The sequence below is a fragment of the Pararhizobium polonicum genome, assembly GCF_001687365.1.
Lineage (GTDB): Bacteria > Pseudomonadota > Alphaproteobacteria > Rhizobiales > Rhizobiaceae > Pararhizobium > Pararhizobium polonicum.
In genome coordinates this window covers 161,814-179,720 of record NZ_LGLV01000011.1, presented here as the reverse complement: position 1 = coordinate 179,720, position 17,907 = coordinate 161,814, and the positions used below count along the sequence as shown (strand labels likewise).

Genomic DNA, 17,907 nt, shown 5'->3' with positions numbered 1-17,907 from the left:
TGGAAGAGATATTGCGCCGCCTTCGAAGCATTTGACACGCCATCGGCGGCCTATCTTTCCGGGGCTATTCGCATTCGCCTGCGCCACAGCCGGTTTCCCTGATTTTTTGCGCGCCTCAACCCTTCAATTCCGGCTCGGATTGCTCTAAGGAACGAAACCGGTTGCCGTCCGGCGGCCATGAAATTGCGACGAGGTATGCAGTCCCATGCTTGAATTCCTGAGAAAAGGCGCCCAGACTTGGGTTGTCAAAGGGCTCTTGGTCCTTCTTGTTCTTTCCTTCGGTGTCTGGGGTGTGTCCACGTCGCTTGTACCAGGATCGTCAGACGCCGTTGTGACGGTTGGCGACATCAAGGTGTCGCCCAGCGATTTCCGCCTCGCCTACGAGCGGCAGGTGGCCCAGCTTTCCCGGCAGTTCGGTACGCGGCTGAGCCGCGAACAGGCCAAGGCCTTCGGCGTCGAAGCGCAGGTGTACTCGCAGCTCGTCGCCGGCGCGACGCTCGACCAGCTGTCGGAGAACATGAACCTCGGCCTGTCGCAGGACCGGCTGGCAACGCTGATCAGCGAGGATCCGGCATTCAAGGGCGTCAACGGCCAGTTTGACCGCACGACTTTCTCCAGCGTCCTGCGCAATGCCGGACTGCGCGAGCAGGACTACATCAGCAACCGCAGCCAGGTCGCCGTGCGCTCGCAGGTCGTCGAAGCGCTGTCGGACGGCTACACGCCGCCGAAGGTGCTGGCCGACGCGCTGCGCCAATACCGCAACCAGACGCGCACGATCGACTATCTGCTTTTGTCCAATGCCAATGTCGATCCGGTCAAGGCGCCGTCCGACGAGGTGCTTCAGCCCTGGTTCGAAAGCCACAAGGCCGAGTACCGCGCACCGGAATTCCGCAAGATCAGCTATGTGAAGCTGGAACCGGCCGATATCGCCGATCCTGCTTCCGTTACCGAAGACGAGCTGCGCGCCGACTACGAGAAGCGCAAGAACAGCTTCAGCACGCCGGCAACCCGCACCGTCGAACAGCTTTCCTTCCCCTCGCGTGCGGACGCTGACGCTGCGGCAGTCAAGCTCTCCACCGGAACGAGCTTCGATGCTCTGGTCACCGCTTCGGGCAAGACCGCCAGCGACGTGCTGCTCGGTGATTTCACCCGCGACCGGATGCCCGACGCCAAGCTCGGCGATGCCGCTTTTGCCGTTATCGCCGATGGCCAGACGACACCGGTGATCGACGGCGCCTTCGGCCCGGTCATCCTGCGCATCACCAACATCAAGCCGGAAACCGTTCGCGCCTATGACGACGTCAAGGATGAATTGCGCCAGGAACTGGCCCTGACGAACGCCGGCAACGAGATCATGTCCATCCATGACAAATTCGAGGATGCCCGCGTTTCGGGTGCCTCGATGAAGGAAGCGGCCGACCAGACGAACCTCAAGCTGGTTGTCCTCAACGCCGTCGATGCCCGTGGCAACGATGCGAACGGCGAGGCAATTGCCGGTATCCCCGAAGCAAGATCGCTGCTGCAGGAAGCCTTCAAGGCTGAAGTGGGCGGGGAGACCCTGCCGGTCAATCTCGGCCGTGACGGCTATGTCTGGTTCGACGTCGATGAAGTGACGCCATCGCGTGACCGCACGCTGGATGAAGCCCGCGAAAAGGTCGTCTCCGACTGGACCGCGGAGCAGCAGCGCAACGAGCTGGCCGCAAAGGCCGTCGAGCTGAAGGCCCGGGTCGAGAAGGGTGAGACGCTGGCCGCGATTGCAGCCGAACTCGGCATCGCCGTCGAAACCAAGTCCGGACTGCGCCGCGCCGCCGAAGACGCAGCTCTGAGCCCTGCCGCAGTCAGCGCCGCTTTTGGCGGTGCAAACGGCCTGGTTGCCAATGCTGCCGGTATCGGTGGCGAAGGCCAGATCCTTCTGAAGGTCACCGAAGTGGATGACAACAACCCAGGCGACGCGCTGGACAATGACGACCGGCAGATCAATGCCATCGCCCAGGCCAGCGGCGACGACATTCTCGACCAGATGGTCAGCGAGTTGCAGAAGGGCTACGGTGTCACGATCAATCAGCAGCTCGCCGAGCTCGCCCTCTCGCAACAGCGGTAACGCAAAGGGATCAGCATGCCGGACTTGAAGCCTTTCGTCGCCAAGGCCGCAGCGGGCGAGGCGCTCAACCGCGAGGATGCGCGCGCCGCCTTCGAAATCATCATGTCCGGCGAAGCGACGCCCTCGCAGATCGGCGGATTCCTGATGGCGCTGCGCGTGCGCGGCGAGACGGTGGATGAAATCGTCGGCGCGGTCGGCGCGATGCGGGCACGCATGCTGACGGTCGAGGCTCCGTCCGACGCCATCGATATCGTCGGAACCGGCGGCGATGGTGCCGGAACCTACAATATCTCGACGCTTGCCGCGCTGATCGTCGCCGGCGCCGGCGTCCCCGTCGCAAAACACGGCAACCGCGCTTTAAGCTCCAAGTCGGGTACGGCCGATGCTCTTTCCTGCCTCGGCGTGAAGCTCGATATCGGGCCGGATGCCATCGCACGCTGCATTTCCGAAGCCGGTCTCGGATTCATGTTTGCCCAGCAGCATCATTCGGCGATGCGCCATGTCGGACCGACACGGGTCGAGCTTGGTACGCGGACAATCTTCAACCTGCTTGGGCCTCTGTCGAACCCAGCCGGGGTCAAGCAGCAGCTCGTCGGCGTCTTTGCCCCGCAATGGCTCGTGCCGGTCGCAGAAGTGCTGCGCGACCTTGGTTCGAAAAGCGTGTGGGTCGTCCATGGCGAGGGACTGGACGAAATCACGACGACCGGTGTCACGCAAGTCGCCGCGCTCGAAAACGGTTCGATCCGCACCTTCGAACTGACGCCTGCCGATTTCGGGCTGGAAACGGTACAGCTTGCAGACCTGAAGGGTGGCGATGGCGCGTACAATGCCGTGGCCCTCAAGGGTGTTCTCGAAGGCGATGCGACGCCCTATCGCGATATTTCCCTTGCCAATGCCGCCGCTTCGCTGGTGATTGCCGGACGTGCCGCCGATCTGGGTGAAGGCATGGCGCTCGCCCGCCAGTCGCTGAGCAATGGCGCTGCCAATGCCACGCTGGAGCGGCTTGTCCGCGTTTCGAACGCAGCATAAGGAGACGATCGATGGCCGATATTCTGCAGAAGATCGAGATCTACAAGCGCGAAGAGATCGCTGCTGCAAAGGCAAGCGTCAGCCTTGCAGAACTGAAGGCAAAGGCCGGCGATCAAGAAGCCCCACGTGGGTTTCTGAATGCCCTGAAGGCTAAGCAGACGGCAGGCGGTTTCGGTCTGATTGCCGAGATCAAGAAGGCCAGCCCCTCCAAGGGCCTCATCCGTCCGGATTTCAATCCGCCGTTGCTGGCAAAAGCCTATGAGGCCGGTGGCGCCGCCTGCCTTTCCGTCCTCACGGACAAACCGAGTTTCCAGGGCGCTCCGGAATTCCTGACGGCGGCGCGGGATGCCTGCTCGCTTCCGGCCCTGCGCAAGGACTTCATGTTCGACACCTATCAGGTCCATGAAGCGCGAGCATGGGGTGCCGATTGCATCCTTTTGATCATGGCCTCGCTCAACGACAGCGATGCGCAACGGCTTGAGGATGAGGCTTTCTCGCTTGGCATGGATGTGCTTGTCGAAGTCCATGACGAGGAGGAACTGGAGCGGGCACTGAAACTCAGCTCCCCGCTTCTCGGCATCAACAATCGCAACCTGAAGACATTCGAGGTCGATATCGCCCTGTCGGAGAAACTGGCGCCGCTGGTGCCTGCGGACCGATTGCTGGTCGGCGAAAGCGGCATCTTCAGCCACGAGGATTGCGTCCGGCTGGCCAGGAGCGGCATCTCCACCTTCCTCGTCGGCGAAAGCCTGATGCGCAAGGACGATGTCACCGCCGCGACCCGCACCCTTCTCACCGGCGCCGCCGGCATCCTGGCCGCCGAATGATGACCGCGCCCTCGCTCACCCATATCGGCGCCGACGGCAAAGCCGATATGGTCGATGTCGGAGACAAGGCTGAGACCGTGCGCATTGCCGTTGCCGAAGGTTACGTGCGGATGCGGCCGGAAACGCTCGACCTCATCCTCACGGGCAACGCCAAGAAGGGCGATGTCATCGCCACGGCCCGCCTCGCCGGCATCATGGCGGCCAAGCAGACGGCCAATCTCATTCCCCTGTGCCATCCGCTGATGCTGTCCAAAGTGTCCGTTGATATTACCCCGGACAAGGCCCTGCCCGGTCTTCGGGTCCAGACCATGGCCAAGCTCACCGGCCGCACCGGCGTCGAGATGGAAGCCCTGACCGCCGCAACCGTTGCCTGCCTGACGATTTACGACATGGCCAAGGCGGCCGACCGGGAGATGGAGATCGGCGGCATCCGGCTGGTTCAAAAATCAGGCGGCCGCTCCGGCGATTATATCCGCGACGAAAGGCAGGGCTGATGGCTTTGCTCCCGGTCTCGGATGCACTCGGCCGGCTGCTCAATGGCGCAGCGCCCATCACGCGGATTGAAACAATCGGTTTGCACGAGGCGATGGGCCGCGTTCTGGCTCAAGACCTCAAAGCGAGGCTGACGCATCCGGCCTTCGACAATTCGGCCATGGATGGCTATGCCGGACGCCACGACGATTTTGCCGTGGTCGGGACGGAGCTTGCCCTTATCGGTGAATCGGCGGCGGGGCGCGGCTTTCCGGGCCATGTCGGCCCCGGTCAGGTCGTGCGTATCTTCACCGGCGCACCGGTTCCCTCCGGCGCGGACACCGTGCTGATCCAGGAAGACGCGGAAACACTGGCCGACGGGCGGATCCGCACCACCTTCGCCCCCGGACAAGGCAGGCACATCCGGCCCAAGGGGCAGGATTTTGCCGAGGGCGATACGGTGCTACGGGCCGGTGACCTGCTCGATGCAGGCCGGCTGACGGTCGCGGCGGGAATGAATTATCCCGAACTCCCGGTTCTTGTCCGTCCGAAGGTGGCGATCCTTGCAACGGGCGACGAATTGCTGCCGCCCGGCAGTGTTCCAGGGCCTGATCAGATCATCGCATCGAATACCTATGGCGTGGCGGCAATCGCCCGCGACAATGGGGCTGACGTCATCGATCTGGGGATCGTGCGCGACGACAGGGCCGCCATTGCCGCGGCAGTGGCCAAGGCGCAAGCGGCAGGCGCCGATGTGCTGGTGACGCTTGGCGGCGCCTCGGTTGGCGATCATGATCTCGTGCAATCGACACTCGTCGAAAGCGGCATGAAACTCGATTTCTGGCAGATTGCCATGCGGCCCGGCAAGCCGCTGATGGTCGGCACGCTTGCTGGTATGACCGTGCTCGGCCTGCCCGGAAACCCGGTCTCCAGCCTCGTCTGTGCCCTGCTTTTCCTGGAGCCCTTGCTGCGCCATCTCGGCTCACTGCCCTCGCGCGACCGCAATACCAAGGCGAAGACCGCGACGGCTCTCCCGGCCAACGACAAGCGCCAGGACTATGTTCGCGCCCGGCTGGTGCGAGACGAAGATGGAAGCCTGCGCGCAGAGACATTCGCGCGCCAGGATTCTTCGATGATGCAGGTCTTTGCCCAGTCCGATTGCCTGATCATCCGGCCACCCCATGCCCCTGCCGCCGATGCGGGCGCTACCTGCGATATCATGATCCTGCGGCAACCGGTCGCCTGACCGTTCCGGTTCGTTTCAACCCTTCCAAAAGAGCTGCCCGCCCCTATCTATCGTCGGGCATATTCAGCCTCTGTTGGAAGGAAACGACGTGAATCGCAATGCGCTCTATATGGTTATCGGAGGTCTCGCCGTTCTGGTCGTGGTCCTGGGGATTTACGTCTACGACAAGGAATCCAAACCCGATGGCGTCGAACTGAAGATCGGCCAAGGCGGCATTTCGATTCAGGAAAACTAAAGAAATCCGCCGATCCTTCGTCATACGGCCGACACGGTAACCATTTATTAAGCAAAGCAGCCGAATAATTCGTTCAGTTGATCTGACTACGGATGTACTAGCAGGTCAAATATGAGGCGAATTGAGGAAAGGTCGGGTTTGTCCCGGCCTTTTTGCTTTCGGGCAACATGCGTTAGTGAGCGGCGCGCGAGACAAGGATCTTGTCGATGCGGCGGCCATCCATATCGATGACCTCGAACCGGTAGCCATAGGCTTCCGTTACGTCACCCTCCTCCGGGTTCTTGCGCAACTGCTGCACCAGAAAGCCCGATATGGTTTCGTAATTGCCGTCGGAATCGATTTCGTCGATGCCAATCGTCAGATGGATTTCGTCGATCGGCGTGCGGCCGTCAACGAGGTAGGAACCATCCTCGCGCTGGCGGATCAAGGCGTGCTCGATATCGTCATAGTTCGACGGCAGCACGCCGACGATCGCTTCCAGAATATCGGCAATGGTGATGATGCCTTCGATACTGCCATATTCGTCGACAATCATCGCCATGTTGATGTGCGACGCCTTGAACGCCTCCAGCGCCTTCAGGCAGGACGCCGTTTCCGGCAGCGTATGGATATCCTTGACGAAGTTGCGCACCTGGAAGCCGGACTTGGCCGGCGCATTCAGGATTTCCTTGACCTGCACGGCCCCTAGCACTTCGCCCGTTGCATCCATCACCGGATAGCGGGAATGGGCCGACTGCTCGACTTTGGCGCGGATGGTTTCGAGCGTATCGTTGACATCGATGAAGCTGACTTCGGTGCGATGCGTCATGATCGATTTGACGTTGCGGTCGCCCAGCCGGATGATCCGGCGCAGCATCTCATGCTCCGACTTCTCGATCGCGCCGCTTTCGACGCCCTCGGCCATGATCGCCTGCACTTCTTCTTCGGTGACGTGATCGCTATCGCTGGAGATCCCGAAAATCCGCATGAAAAGCGATGCCGACATCTCGAACAGATAGACGACGGGCGCGGCCAGGCGCGACAGGAACGACATCGGGCCGGCGACGAACATCGCCACGCCTTCGGAATTCTTCAAAGCCAGCTGCTTGGGAATGAGCTCACCGATCACCACCGAAAGATAGGTGATGAGCGTGACGACCAGTGCGACAGCGACTGTGCTGCCATAGGGATTGATCCAGCTGATGTCGTTGAGCGTCGGTGCGAGCTTGTCGGCGATCGTGGCGCCACCATAGGCACCGGCGAGCGTGCCGACGAGCGTAATGCCGACCTGCACGGTGGAGAGGAATTTACCGGGATCCTCGGCGAGCCGCAGCGCCAGTTCGGCACGGCTGTTGCCCTGTTTTGCCATTTGCCGCAGAAGGGGCCGGCTTGCCGACACAATCGCCATTTCCGAAAGCGCGAAAAACGCATTGATCAATAGAAGCACGAAAATAACGATCAGTTCGGACATAACCCTCGGACACCGTTGATAGAGATACGCGCACCGGAGGCGATGCGCGTCAGTTTCAGTTCTATCAAATAGGGGCAAGACGCCATGGCAGCAAGGCGATAACCGCTGAATTGCCTTTCTTTCGGCGCAAGGCATGTATTATCAAACCGCGCGCCTTGCCGGCCGCGGCCACCGAGCAGCAGCAGGCGCTACTTTCCGGCGGGAGTTTTCGCTTCGGGTGACACACCCAGAGCCACACGGACCCGCTCGCGTCCGACACGGATGACGTTTTCCATGGCCGCCCTGGCACCGGCCTCGTCGCGCCGGCTGATCTGCTCGACAATGCGGATATGCGTGCGCGCCACGTCGTCGATGCGATCGCGGCCGGATGCGGGCGAGCTCAGCTTGAAGATACCGACAAGCGCCGCTTCGATCAGGCTGCCGACGGTGCGCATGAACGGATTTCCCGACGCCTCGACCACCGCGAGGTGAAACCGCAAATCGGCGATGGCCAATGTTTCGGCCGTGTGTTCGGGATCGCCCATGGCAACCGCCAGCCGCATCATGCCGCTGATTTCCGCTTCCGTTGCGTTCACTGCCGCAAGGGCTGCGCCGTGCGGCTCGAATGCCAGCCGTATCTCGCTCAGATGATGGAGAAACTCCTCATCGACGCCACCGTGAAAATGCCAGGTCAGCACATCGCTGTCGAACAAATTCCAGTTGTTTTTCGGCGTTACCCGCGTGCCGATGCGGGCGCGCGGCACGATCAACCCCTTGGCGGCAAGCGTCTTCATCGCCTCGCGCAGCACCGTGCGCGATACCTTGAAGCGCACCGCAAGCTCCAGATCTCCCGGCAGGATGGAGCCGACGGGAAATTCACCCGCGACAATGGCCTTGCCCAATTCATCGACGACCTGTGCATGACTTGTACGCGTCTTGGCGCCAGTAATGACGGTTTCGAGCAGACCTTTACGCAAGCAACTCCCCCCTCAGGAATACTTTCTGTTCTGCCGTGACAAAAACAGGATGCCCTTTTGCATCAGAATGAATGCAAATAACAAAGCACCGATCAGAATTTTCGTCCACCAACTCGACAGCGAACCATCGAAAGTGATGTAGGTCTGGATCAATCCTTGAATCAAAACGCCGACGAGTGTTCCTCCAACAAACCCGGCACCTCCCGTCAGAAGCGTTCCTCCGATCACCACGGCGGCAATCGCATCCAGCTCGACCCCGACGGTGGCGAGCGAATAGCCGGCTGACGTGTAGAGGGAATAAACGATTCCCGAAAGCCCGGCGAGAAAGCCCGAAAGCCCGTAGATCATGATCGTCGTGCGACCAACGGGAACCCCCATCAGAGCCGATGTCTGCGCACCGCCACCGAGCGCATAGACATTGGTGCCGAAGCGGGTCCGCTGGGCGATGAGAATGCCGATGGCGAAGACCAGCAGCATCAGCCCGCCGATCAGCGTGATCCGCCCGCCGCCCGGCAGTATGTAGTAAAACGTCTTCATCGTCGCATAGAACGGGTGCTTGATCGGGATGGAATCGATCGACAGCACGAAGGCCATACCGCGCGCGAGGAACATGCCGGCGAGCGTGACGATGAAGGCCGGCATTTCCAGATAATGGATGATCGCCCCCATGACGGCGCCGAACAGCGTGGTGATGACAAGAACGAGCGCGAAGGCGGCCAGCGGATGGATGCTGGTGTTCTGCAGGATGACCGCCAGAAATATGCCGGTGAAGGCGATGACCGAGCCGATCGACAGATCGATACCGCCCGACAGGATGACGAAGGTCATGCCGACCGCGGCGATGCCGAGAAAGGCGTTGTCTGTCAGAAGGTTGCCGATCACCCGCGTCGACAGGATATTCGGATATTGCGCGGCGCAGGCCGCGTAGGAGACGACGAAGATGACGATGGTCGCGATCAGCGGAAGATATTTCTGGTTCATCGGACGGACTGCTCCGCTGTCTCTCTGCGAACGGATTTTCGGCTCAGGAACGATACGCCGGCCTGTACGCGCGGCGACTGGATGACGAGGATGATGACGATGATCGCAGCCTTGATGATCAGGTTGAACTCCGGCGGGAAGCCGGACGACAGGATGCCGGTGTTGACCGCCTGAATGATCAGCGCGCCGATCAGCGAAGCGACGATGCTGAACCGGCCGCCGAGCAGCGATGTACCGCCGACGACAACGGCGAGAATGGCGTCAAGCTCGAGCCACAGCCCGGCATTGTTGGCATCGGCGCCGCGAATGTCGGCAGTCACGATCAGGCCGGCGATGGCAGCGCACAGACCCGACAGCATATAGGCGGCCATCAGCAGCAAGGGCGTCTGGATACCTGAAAGCGTGCTGGCGCGGCGGTTGATGCCGACGGCCTCGATCAGCATGCCGAGCGCCGTGCGCCGTACCAGCAGTGCCACGGCAATGCCGAATACCAGCCAGATGACAACCGGCATCGGCAGGCCCAGGAACGAACCGCTGCCGATGAAGATCAGGCCGGGATCGTTGAAGGTCAGGATTGCGCCTTCCGTCACCAGCTGGGCGATACCGCGCCCGGCGACCATCAGGACCAAAGTGGCGATGATCGGCTGGATATTGAGGACGGAGACGAGAAAGCCGTTCCAGACACCGCAGATGAGCCCCGTGCCGAGGGAAAGCGCCAATGTCACGACGAGCGGATCGCCCCGCACGCTGGATGCGGCTGCGACGGCGCCACAGATGGCCATGACCGCCCCGACGGAGAGGTCGATCCCCTTGGTGGCAATGACCACCGTCATGCCGACGGCCAGAAGGGCCACAGGGGCACCGCGGTTGAGAATATCGATCAGGCTTCCGTAGAGCCGCCCGTTCTGGATCGTAATGGAGAAGAAATCCGGAAAGACGAGCCGGATCAGCACCAGTATCATCGCCAGTGCGATGAATTGCGGAAGCAGGCGGCGGCCAAGGCGTTTTGCGTTGTCGATCATTGCGCGCCTCCAGAGACCGTTGCCGCGGCAATGGCATTGACGATGTGTTCGGTGGTGATTTCGCTGCCGGTCAGCTCCGCCACATGCGCGCGGTCACGCAGGACGATGATCCTCGAGCTGTAAGCCACAAGCTCTTCAAGCTCGGATGAAATGACGATCAGCGACATGCCCTGCGCACAGAGTTCACCGATCAGCCGGATGATTTCCGCATGGGCGCCGACATCGATGCCGCGTGTCGGCTCGTCGAGAATGAGAAACTGCGGATTGGTGGCCAGCCAGCGCGCCAGGATGGCTTTCTGCTGGTTGCCGCCCGACAGCAGCCGGATTGGCTTCTCGCGATCGCTGGTGCGGATATCCAGCGCCTTGATATAGCGGTCGGCCAGGGCATTCTGTTCGGATGCAGACAATGGCCGGGCCCAGCCGCGCCGCGCCTGCAACGCCAGGGCGATGTTTTCGCGAACGGAGAGTTCGCCGATGATGCCGTCCAGCTTGCGATCCTCGGGGCAAAAGCCGAAGCCCTCCGCAATGGCCGCACGGGGAGAGGACAGATTGGCCGGCTTGCCGGCGATTTCGGCGGCGCCGCTATCGGCCTTGTGCACGCCGAACATCAGTTCGGCCGTCTCGGTGCGGCCGGAGCCCAGCAAACCGGCGATGCCGACGACCTCGCCCTTGCGGACCTCCAGATCGAACGGCTTGATCTTGCCGGCCTTGCCATAATTCGAAAAGCGGAATTGAATCGGGCCACTTGCGGTATCGGTTGCGGCAACAGCCTTTTCCACCGACTGAAGCTCATGGCCGAGCATCATCGTTACCAGCTCCCTGCGTGGCAGCGAGGCGGTGTCGCGCGTGCCGACCAACTGGCCGTTGCGCAGCACGGTGATACGATCCGAGAGGTCATAGACCTGCTCCAGAAAATGCGTGATGAAGACGATACCAAGCCCCCTCGCCTTCAAACTCCGCACGATGCCAAAAAGCATCTCCACCTCCTGCGCATCGAGGCTGGCGGTCGGTTCGTCGAGGATCAAGACCTTGCCGGAGAGATCGACGGCGCGGGCAATCGCCACCACCTGCTGGATCGCGACGGAATAGCTTTCGAGCGCTGCGGAAACGTTGATGTCGATACCATACTGCGCGAGCAAGGCATTGGCCCGCTTCCTCATTTCGCCGGTCTGGATGAGGCCGAAACGGCGCGGCTGGCGGCCGAGAAAGAGATTTTCGGCAACGCTCAGATTTCCAAGCAGATTGACCTCCTGATAGACGGTGCCAATCCCGAGCTTTTGGGCATTGAGCGTGTCGCGCGGATCGATCTCATCGCCGTCAAGCGTCAATGTACCCGCATCACGGCGATAGGCGCCGGTCATGCATTTGATCAGGGTGGATTTGCCGGCGCCATTTTCGCCGAGCAGCGCATGCACTTCGCCGCGGCGCAGCGAGAAGTCGACCTTGTTGAGGGCGATGGCGCCCGGAAAGGTTTTCACGATCCCGGCGGCGACAAGAATATCGTTTGAGGTGTTTTGCATGAAACCGGCTTCTTGAGGAAACGAGAGTATCCGCAGCTTACGGATTGCCACGGAATATACCACCGTCCGGACAACGCGCGGCCGATATCGTGGCGTTGGACACTTCGGAGATCCGGTGGCGAAAGGCGATGCGCCGGCATCGTGTTCCCATCGGCACCAGCAGTCCGAAGACCACTGGTGCGAGCGTTACGATGCCGGCAATCGATCAGTAGCCGAGGCCCTTCTTTTCTTCGTAGACCTTCTGCGGATCGTCAGCCTGGGTATAGAGCTTCGATTCGGTCTGTATCCACTTGGCAGGCTTGGTGCCGTCCTTGAGATAGGCTTCGAGCGCGTCGAGCGCCGGGCCGGCCATGTTCGGGGTCAGTTCGACGGTGGCGTTCGCCTCACCGGCCGCCATTGCCTGGAAGATATCCGGAACGGCATCGATCGAGACGACGAGGATGTCCTTGCCGGGCTTCAGGCCGGCTTCCTTGATCGCCTGGATGGCGCCGACAGCCATATCGTCATTGTGGGCGTAGAGCGCGCAGATCTTCTTGCCGCCGTCTTCCGCCTTCAGGAAGCTTTCCATGACTTCCTTGCCCTTGGTGCGGGTAAAGTCGCCGGTCTGGCTGCGGACGATCTTCAGGTTGTCGTGGCCTTTCAGCGCTTCTTCGAAGCCCTTCTTGCGATCGATCGCCGGAGACGAACCGGTGGTACCCTGAAGCTCGACGACGTTGCAAGGCTTGCCGGCCGTCGCATCGACAAGCCACTTGCCCGCAACATTGCCTTCATGGACGAGATCGGAGGTGACGGCCGTCAGGTAGAGATCGTCCTTCGAATCAACCGTGCGGTCGAGCAGGATGACCGGAATGTTGGCATCCTTGGCTTCGGTCAGGACCTCATCCCAGCCGGTCGCTACAACCGGTGCGATCAGAATGGCATTGACGCCCTGAGCGATGAAGGAGCGCAGCGCCTTGATCTGGTTTTCCTGCTTCTGCTGAGCATCGGCGAACTTCAGGTCGATACCGCGTTTTTCGGCCTGCTGTTTGGTCAATGTGGTTTCAGCGGCGCGCCAGCCGGATTCCGAACCGATCTGCGAAAAGCCGATCGTCAGATCTGCTGCAGAGGCCGAACCAAACATGCAGGCGGCAAGAATCGTTGCACTCGCGAGTGCTGTCTTCAATTTCATGATTTCCTCCCAAAGAAAGCTGCTCCTCGCAGCACAGGTAAAAAATCATACTATATGACTTATGTAAACCGTATTTTGCCTGGTTTGCGCAAATTTTCCCAAGCCGGAATCAAAAGAGGGCGCCCCTGCGGCCGCCCTCCCTGATTGCAAAATACAAGCCCGAATTTATTGCGGCAGCTTGTCGTCGACGCCTTCAACGTAGAAGTTCATGCCGAGCAGCGTGCCGTCATCCGACGATACGCCAGCGGCCAGCCACTCGGAACCGTCCTGCTTTTTCAGCGGGCCGGTGAAGGGCTTCAGTTCGCCCGATTCGATCTTCTTCTGGGTTTCTTCCGCCAGCGCCTTCACGTCGTCGGGCATGTTGGTATAGGGCGCCATCGACAGGATGCCGTCCTTGAGGCCGTCCCAGCTCGAGGTCGTTTCCCACTTGCCGTCGATAAAGGCCTGGGTGCGCTTGATGTAGTAGGCGCCCCAGGTATCGACGATCGCGGTCAGCTGCGTTTCCGGGCCGGCCTTGATCATGTCGGATGCCTGGCCGAAGGCCTTGATGCCACGTTCGGCGGCAACCTGCATCGGCGCGGTGGTGTCGGTATGCTGCGTCAACACATCGACGCCCTGGTCGATCAGTGCCTTGGCGGCATCGGCTTCCTTGCCCGGGTCAAACCAGGTGTTTGCCCATACGACCTTCAGCTTGAAGTCGGGATTGATCGAACGTGCGCCGATCAGGAAGGAATTGATCCCCATCACCACTTCCGGGATCGGGAAGGACGCGATGTAACCGGCAACACCGTCCTTAGAGACCTTGGCCGCGATCTGGCCCTGGATATAGCGGCCTTCGTAGAAGCGGCTGTTGTAGGTGGCAAGGTTCGGTGCCGTCTTGTAGCCGGTCGCATGCTCGAACTTCACATCCGGGAACTTCGCGGCGATCTTGACGGTGGCATCCATGAAGCCGAACGAGGTGGTGAAGATCAGGCCGCAGCCGGACCGCGCCAGGCGCTCGATGGCGCGCTCGGCATCCGGACCTTCCGGAACGTTTTCGAGGAACTGCGTTTCAATCTTGTCGCCAAGGGCTTTTTCAAGCTCCAGGCGGCCAAGGTCATGCGCCTGAGTCCAGCCGCCGTCGGTCTTCGAGCCGACATAGACGAAGCAGATCTTTGCCTTGTCGGCGGCGTTCGCAGCGGCGGAAAAGCCGATCACGGCTGCCGTCGTGGCGAGTGCGAAGAGAAGTTTTTTCATTTTGACCCCTGTCGGTTTGAGTATTCTGATGTTGTCTTTTGAATCACCGGTCGGGCACGAAAGGTTTGCCCAGCGCCGCCGGTGTATTGATCAGCGTCATCCGCCGATTATGCGAGATGAGGATTAGTACGACGATTGTCGCCAGATAGGGAAGAGCAGAAAGAAACTGCGACGGAATTCCGATGCCGAACGCCTGTGCATAAAGCTGGCTGATCGACACGGCGCCGAACAGGTAACCGCCAATAACGATCCGCCACGGCCGCCAGGACGCAAAGACGACCAGCGCCAGTGCAATCCAGCCGCGCCCGGCCGACATGTTTTCCGCCCATTGCGGCGTATAGACCAATGACAGCTGCGCACCGGCCAGCCCGGCGCAGGCGCCGCCGAACATGACGGCCAGATAACGTGTGCGGATGACATTGATGCCGAGCGCATGGGCCGAGGCATGGCTGTCTCCGACGGAGCGCAGTTTCAATCCGGCGCGGCTTCTGAACAGGAACCAGTGCACGCCCGCGACAAGCGCGATCGATAGATAGAAGATCAGATCCTGCTTGAACAGAAGCGGCCCCAGAAACGGGATATCCGACAGAACCGGAAAGACGATCTGCGGCAGTTTTATGCCGGATTGCCCGACATAGGCTTCACCGATCATGCCGGAGACGCCGAGCCCGAGAATGGTCAAGGCCAACCCCGTCGCGACCTGGTTGGCAACGAGCGTCAAGGTCAGAAAGCCGAACAGCAGCGAGAACAACGCCCCGGACACGATGCCTGCGAGGATGCCGACATAGGGGGAGCCCGTCAATTGCGTGGCGATGAAGGCGCATGCGGCCCCCATGATCATCATGCCCTCGACACCGAGATTGAGAACACCGGAACGTTCGGTAACGAGCTCACCGATGGCCGCCAGAACCAGCGGTGTCGCCGCCGTGATGACCGTCAGCAGGATGGCTTCGAAAATTCCCATCAGCGCACCCCATCCGCAGTCGTGTCGCTCAGATCAGCCCAGACGATCCTGATCTTGTAGTGAATCAGCGTGTCGCAGGAGAGGACGAAGAACAGCAGAAGCCCCTGGAAAACCCGGATCGGCTTGTCGGAAATTTGCAGCGAAACCTGCACCGCCTCGCCGCCAAGATAGGTGAGCGCCAGAACAAGGCCTGCGACGATAATCCCGAGCGGATTGAGCCGTCCGAGGAAGGCGACGATGATCGCGGTGAAGCCATAACCGGGCGAAATGACCGGGCGCAATTGCTGGATGGCGCCGCTGACCTCGGCGATACCGGCAAGACCTGCCAGCGCGCCCGACAGCAGCATGGAAAACCAGATCATCTTGCGCGACGAGAAGCCGGCAAATCGCCCTGCCCGCTCGGATTGCCCGAGCACAGTGATCTCGAAGCCCTTCAGCGTGTAACGCATCATGAACCAGATCAGGATGGCCGCCAGGATCGCGAAACCGAAGCCCCAATGGGCCCGGCCCGAAGCGATCATTTCCGGCAGGACGGCCGACGCGTCAAAGGTTCGCGTCTCGGGAAAGTTCATGCCACCCGGATTGCGCCAGGGGCCACGCACCAGCCAGTCGAGGAACAGTTGCGCGACATAGACCAGCATCAGGCTGGTGAGGATTTCATTGGTGTTCAGGTGCGCCTTGAGAAAGGCGGGAATACCCGCAAACAGCGCACCGCCGAGCATGCCGAACACCATCATCAGCGGCAGCACCCAAGGCGAATGCCACTCGTGGAAGACCACGGGCAGGATAGAGCCGGCGATCGCCCCCATGATGAACTGGCCTTCGGCCCCGATATTCCAGTTGTTCGAGCGGAAACACACCGAAAGACCGACCGCGATCAGAATGAGCGGTGCCGCCTTGATCGCCAGTTCGTGCAGCGACCAGATCTCGGTCAACGGTTCGATGAAGAAACTGTAGAGCGCCGCCACCGGATCCTTGCCCAGCAGCATGAACATGATGCCGCCGAAGATCAACGTCAGCCCGAGCGCAATGAACGGCGATAGAATCGAATACAGCCTGGAAATGTCCGGGCGTCTTTCCAGTTCAATGCGCATGCGCCGTCTCCGCGGTCTCGGTCTTGCCATACATGCCGCCCATCAGTAGGCCGATCTTTTCCCGCGACAGTTCAGCGGCAGGGTAAATGTCGGAAAGCTTGCCTTCGCTGATCACCGCGATCTCAGTCGCCACCTCGAAAATCTCGTCCAGATCCTGGCTGATGACCAGCACGGCGGAGCCGGATTTGGCGAGATCGACGAGCGCCTGGCGGATGCGGCTGGCCGCACCGGCATCGACACCCCAGGTCGGCTGATTGACGACCAGAACCGTCGGCTGGCGGTCGAGTTCGCGGCCGACGATGAATTTTTGCAGGTTGCCGCCCGACAGCGAGCCGGCAGGCGGGTTTTCCCCGCTCTTGCGCACGTCCATGGCCGCGGAAATGCGCTTTGCCGCCATTTTCACCGCATCCTGCCGGATGAGCCCGAGCACGCCGCCACCGAGAAAGGCCCGGCGATCGGACTGGCTGCGGGCGAGCACGAGATTGTCGGAGAGCGACAGAGCCGACACGGCTGCGTGTCCATGCCGCTCCTCCGGCACAAACCCCGCGCCCATCAGCCGGCGGGCATTGATGCCGCGGGTGCCGACAGGCTTGTCGGATATGCGAATGACATCGTCGCTGGCGACCGGATATTCGCCCGACAGCGCATCAAAAAGCTCGCCCTGCCCGTTTCCGGCAACACCGGCGATCGCCAGAACCTCGCCTGCGTGGACCTTGAGGCAGATGTTTTTCAGCGAAACGGCAAAGGGCGTTCTCGCCGAAGCAGACAGATGCCGGGCCTCAAGCTTGACCGCGCCCTTGGTGTTCGTTCCCTCAGCGCTGACATGCGCGACATCGCTGCCGACCATCATCCGCGCCAGCGAGGACGGTGTTTCCTTGCGCGGATCGCAGGCGCCGGTCACTTTGCCGTGGCGCAGCACCGTCGCACGGTCGCAGATGCGCTGCACCTCTTCCAGACGGTGGCTGATATAGAGAACGGAACGCCCCTCGGACTTGAGCTTGTTCAGCGTTTCGAACAGCCGGTCGGCCTCCTGCGGGGTCAGCACCGAGGTCGGCTCGTCGAGAATGATCAGTTTGGGGTTCTGCAGCAGCGCCCGGACGATCTCGATGCGCTGGCGTTCGCCAACCGAAAGGTCGGCCACATGCGCATGCGGATCGAGCGGAAGGCCGTAGGCATGCGACAGATCCGAGGCTTCCCTGGCGATCTTCGAAAGGGAGACGCCGGGATCCATCGACAGGGCGATGTTTTCCGCAACCGTCAACGCCTCGAACAGCGAAAAATGCTGGAACACCATGCCGATGCCGAGTTTGCGCGCCGCACTCGGGCTGACGATCCGCACCGGTTGCCCCTGCCAGACGATCTCGCCGCTGGTGGGGGCCAGCACGCCGAACAGCATCTTGACGAGAGTCGATTTGCCGGCGCCATTCTCGCCCAGAAGCGCATGGATTTCACCCGGCCTGATATCGAGATTGATTCCGTCACAGGCAGCGAATGTGCCGAACAGTTTCGTCAATTGGCCAACAGCCAGCAATGGACCGTTCACGGGTTCTCCCTCAGCCGGCACGCCGTCCCCTCTTTTCTCAATGCTTCGCGACCCTGGCTGCCTT

16 protein-coding genes are annotated in these 17,907 nt (G+C 61.1%); 6 read left to right on the top strand and 10 right to left on the bottom strand.

Features of this window, described 5'->3' with window-relative positions:
• The first annotated feature begins 205 nt into the window (after nt 1–205).
• From ADU59_RS18300 to ADU59_RS30905, 6 genes are all read left to right on the top strand, one after another.
• Nucleotides 206–2,101: a SurA N-terminal domain-containing protein gene (locus ADU59_RS18300; protein ID WP_068955582.1), complete on the top strand. Its 1,896-nt coding sequence runs from the start codon at nt 206–208 to the stop codon at nt 2,099–2,101.
• 15 nt (nt 2,102–2,116) lie between these two features.
• Nucleotides 2,117–3,130 (top strand): anthranilate phosphoribosyltransferase, encoded by a 1,014-nt coding sequence (trpD, locus tag ADU59_RS18295; RefSeq protein WP_068955581.1) that lies wholly within the window; start codon nt 2,117–2,119, stop codon nt 3,128–3,130.
• An 11-nt stretch (nt 3,131–3,141) separates the two neighbouring features.
• A complete protein-coding gene (gene trpC, locus ADU59_RS18290; RefSeq protein ID WP_068955580.1) occupies nt 3,142–3,957 on the top strand; it encodes an indole-3-glycerol phosphate synthase TrpC in 816 nt (271 codons plus the stop codon).
• Nucleotides 3,957–4,451 carry a cyclic pyranopterin monophosphate synthase MoaC gene (gene moaC / locus ADU59_RS18285; RefSeq protein WP_068955579.1) on the top strand — a complete coding sequence of 165 codons (495 nt, stop codon included), beginning with the start codon at nt 3,957–3,959 and terminating at the stop codon, nt 4,449–4,451. The genes trpC and moaC overlap by 1 nt, the downstream gene beginning before the upstream one ends.
• Nucleotides 4,451–5,674: a molybdopterin molybdotransferase MoeA gene (locus ADU59_RS18280; RefSeq protein ID WP_068955578.1), complete on the top strand. Its 1,224-nt coding sequence runs from the start codon at nt 4,451–4,453 to the stop codon at nt 5,672–5,674. Before moaC ends, ADU59_RS18280 begins: the two co-directional genes overlap by 1 nt.
• Before the next feature lie 88 nt (nt 5,675–5,762).
• Nucleotides 5,763–5,909, top strand: coding sequence for a hypothetical protein (locus ADU59_RS30905; protein ID WP_099050866.1), 147 nt, complete (start codon nt 5,763–5,765; stop codon nt 5,907–5,909).
• Between the two features lie 172 nt (nt 5,910–6,081).
• Here the strand turns inward: ADU59_RS30905 and ADU59_RS18275 are convergent, their stop codons facing one another.
• The 10 genes from ADU59_RS18275 to ADU59_RS18230 form a co-directional block, all read right to left on the bottom strand.
• On the bottom strand, nt 6,082–7,359 hold the full coding sequence (locus tag ADU59_RS18275) for a hemolysin family protein (protein ID WP_068955577.1): 1,278 nt from the start codon (nt 7,357–7,359) through the stop codon (nt 6,082–6,084).
• Nucleotides 7,360–7,547: 188 nt separating this feature from the next.
• Nucleotides 7,548–8,315: a FadR/GntR family transcriptional regulator gene (locus ADU59_RS18270; protein WP_068955576.1), complete on the bottom strand. Its 768-nt coding sequence runs from the start codon at nt 8,313–8,315 to the stop codon at nt 7,548–7,550.
• Nucleotides 8,316–8,327: 12 nt separating this feature from the next.
• Nucleotides 8,328–9,296, bottom strand: coding sequence for a galactofuranose ABC transporter, permease protein YjfF (yjfF, locus tag ADU59_RS18265; protein WP_068955575.1), 969 nt, complete (start codon nt 9,294–9,296; stop codon nt 8,328–8,330).
• Nucleotides 9,293–10,318, bottom strand: coding sequence for an ABC transporter permease (locus tag ADU59_RS18260; protein WP_068955574.1), 1,026 nt, complete (start codon nt 10,316–10,318; stop codon nt 9,293–9,295). The genes yjfF and ADU59_RS18260 overlap by 4 nt, the downstream gene beginning before the upstream one ends.
• On the bottom strand, nt 10,315–11,838 hold the full coding sequence (ytfR, locus tag ADU59_RS18255; protein ID WP_068955573.1) for a galactofuranose ABC transporter, ATP-binding protein YtfR: 1,524 nt from the start codon (nt 11,836–11,838) through the stop codon (nt 10,315–10,317). The genes ADU59_RS18260 and ytfR overlap by 4 nt, the downstream gene beginning before the upstream one ends.
• Before the next feature lie 205 nt (nt 11,839–12,043).
• Complete coding sequence (gene ytfQ / locus ADU59_RS18250) at nt 12,044–13,006, bottom strand: galactofuranose ABC transporter, galactofuranose-binding protein YtfQ (RefSeq protein ID WP_068955572.1); 963 nt, start codon at nt 13,004–13,006, stop codon at nt 12,044–12,046.
• Between the two features lie 165 nt (nt 13,007–13,171).
• The gene (locus ADU59_RS18245; protein ID WP_068955571.1) at nt 13,172–14,242 is read right to left on the bottom strand and encodes a BMP family ABC transporter substrate-binding protein; all 1,071 of its coding nucleotides are present in this window, start codon (nt 14,240–14,242) and stop codon (nt 13,172–13,174) included.
• A 43-nt stretch (nt 14,243–14,285) separates the two neighbouring features.
• Nucleotides 14,286–15,206, bottom strand: a complete 921-nt coding sequence (locus ADU59_RS18240) for an ABC transporter permease (protein WP_068955570.1) — start codon at nt 15,204–15,206, stop codon at nt 14,286–14,288.
• On the bottom strand, nt 15,206–16,300 hold the full coding sequence (locus tag ADU59_RS18235) for an ABC transporter permease (protein ID WP_068955569.1): 1,095 nt from the start codon (nt 16,298–16,300) through the stop codon (nt 15,206–15,208). Before ADU59_RS18235 ends, ADU59_RS18240 begins: the two co-directional genes overlap by 1 nt.
• Nucleotides 16,290–17,864 (bottom strand): ABC transporter ATP-binding protein, encoded by a 1,575-nt coding sequence (locus ADU59_RS18230; protein WP_068955568.1) that lies wholly within the window; start codon nt 17,862–17,864, stop codon nt 16,290–16,292. The genes ADU59_RS18235 and ADU59_RS18230 overlap by 11 nt, the downstream gene beginning before the upstream one ends.
• Nucleotides 17,865–17,907: the final 43 nt, after the last annotated feature.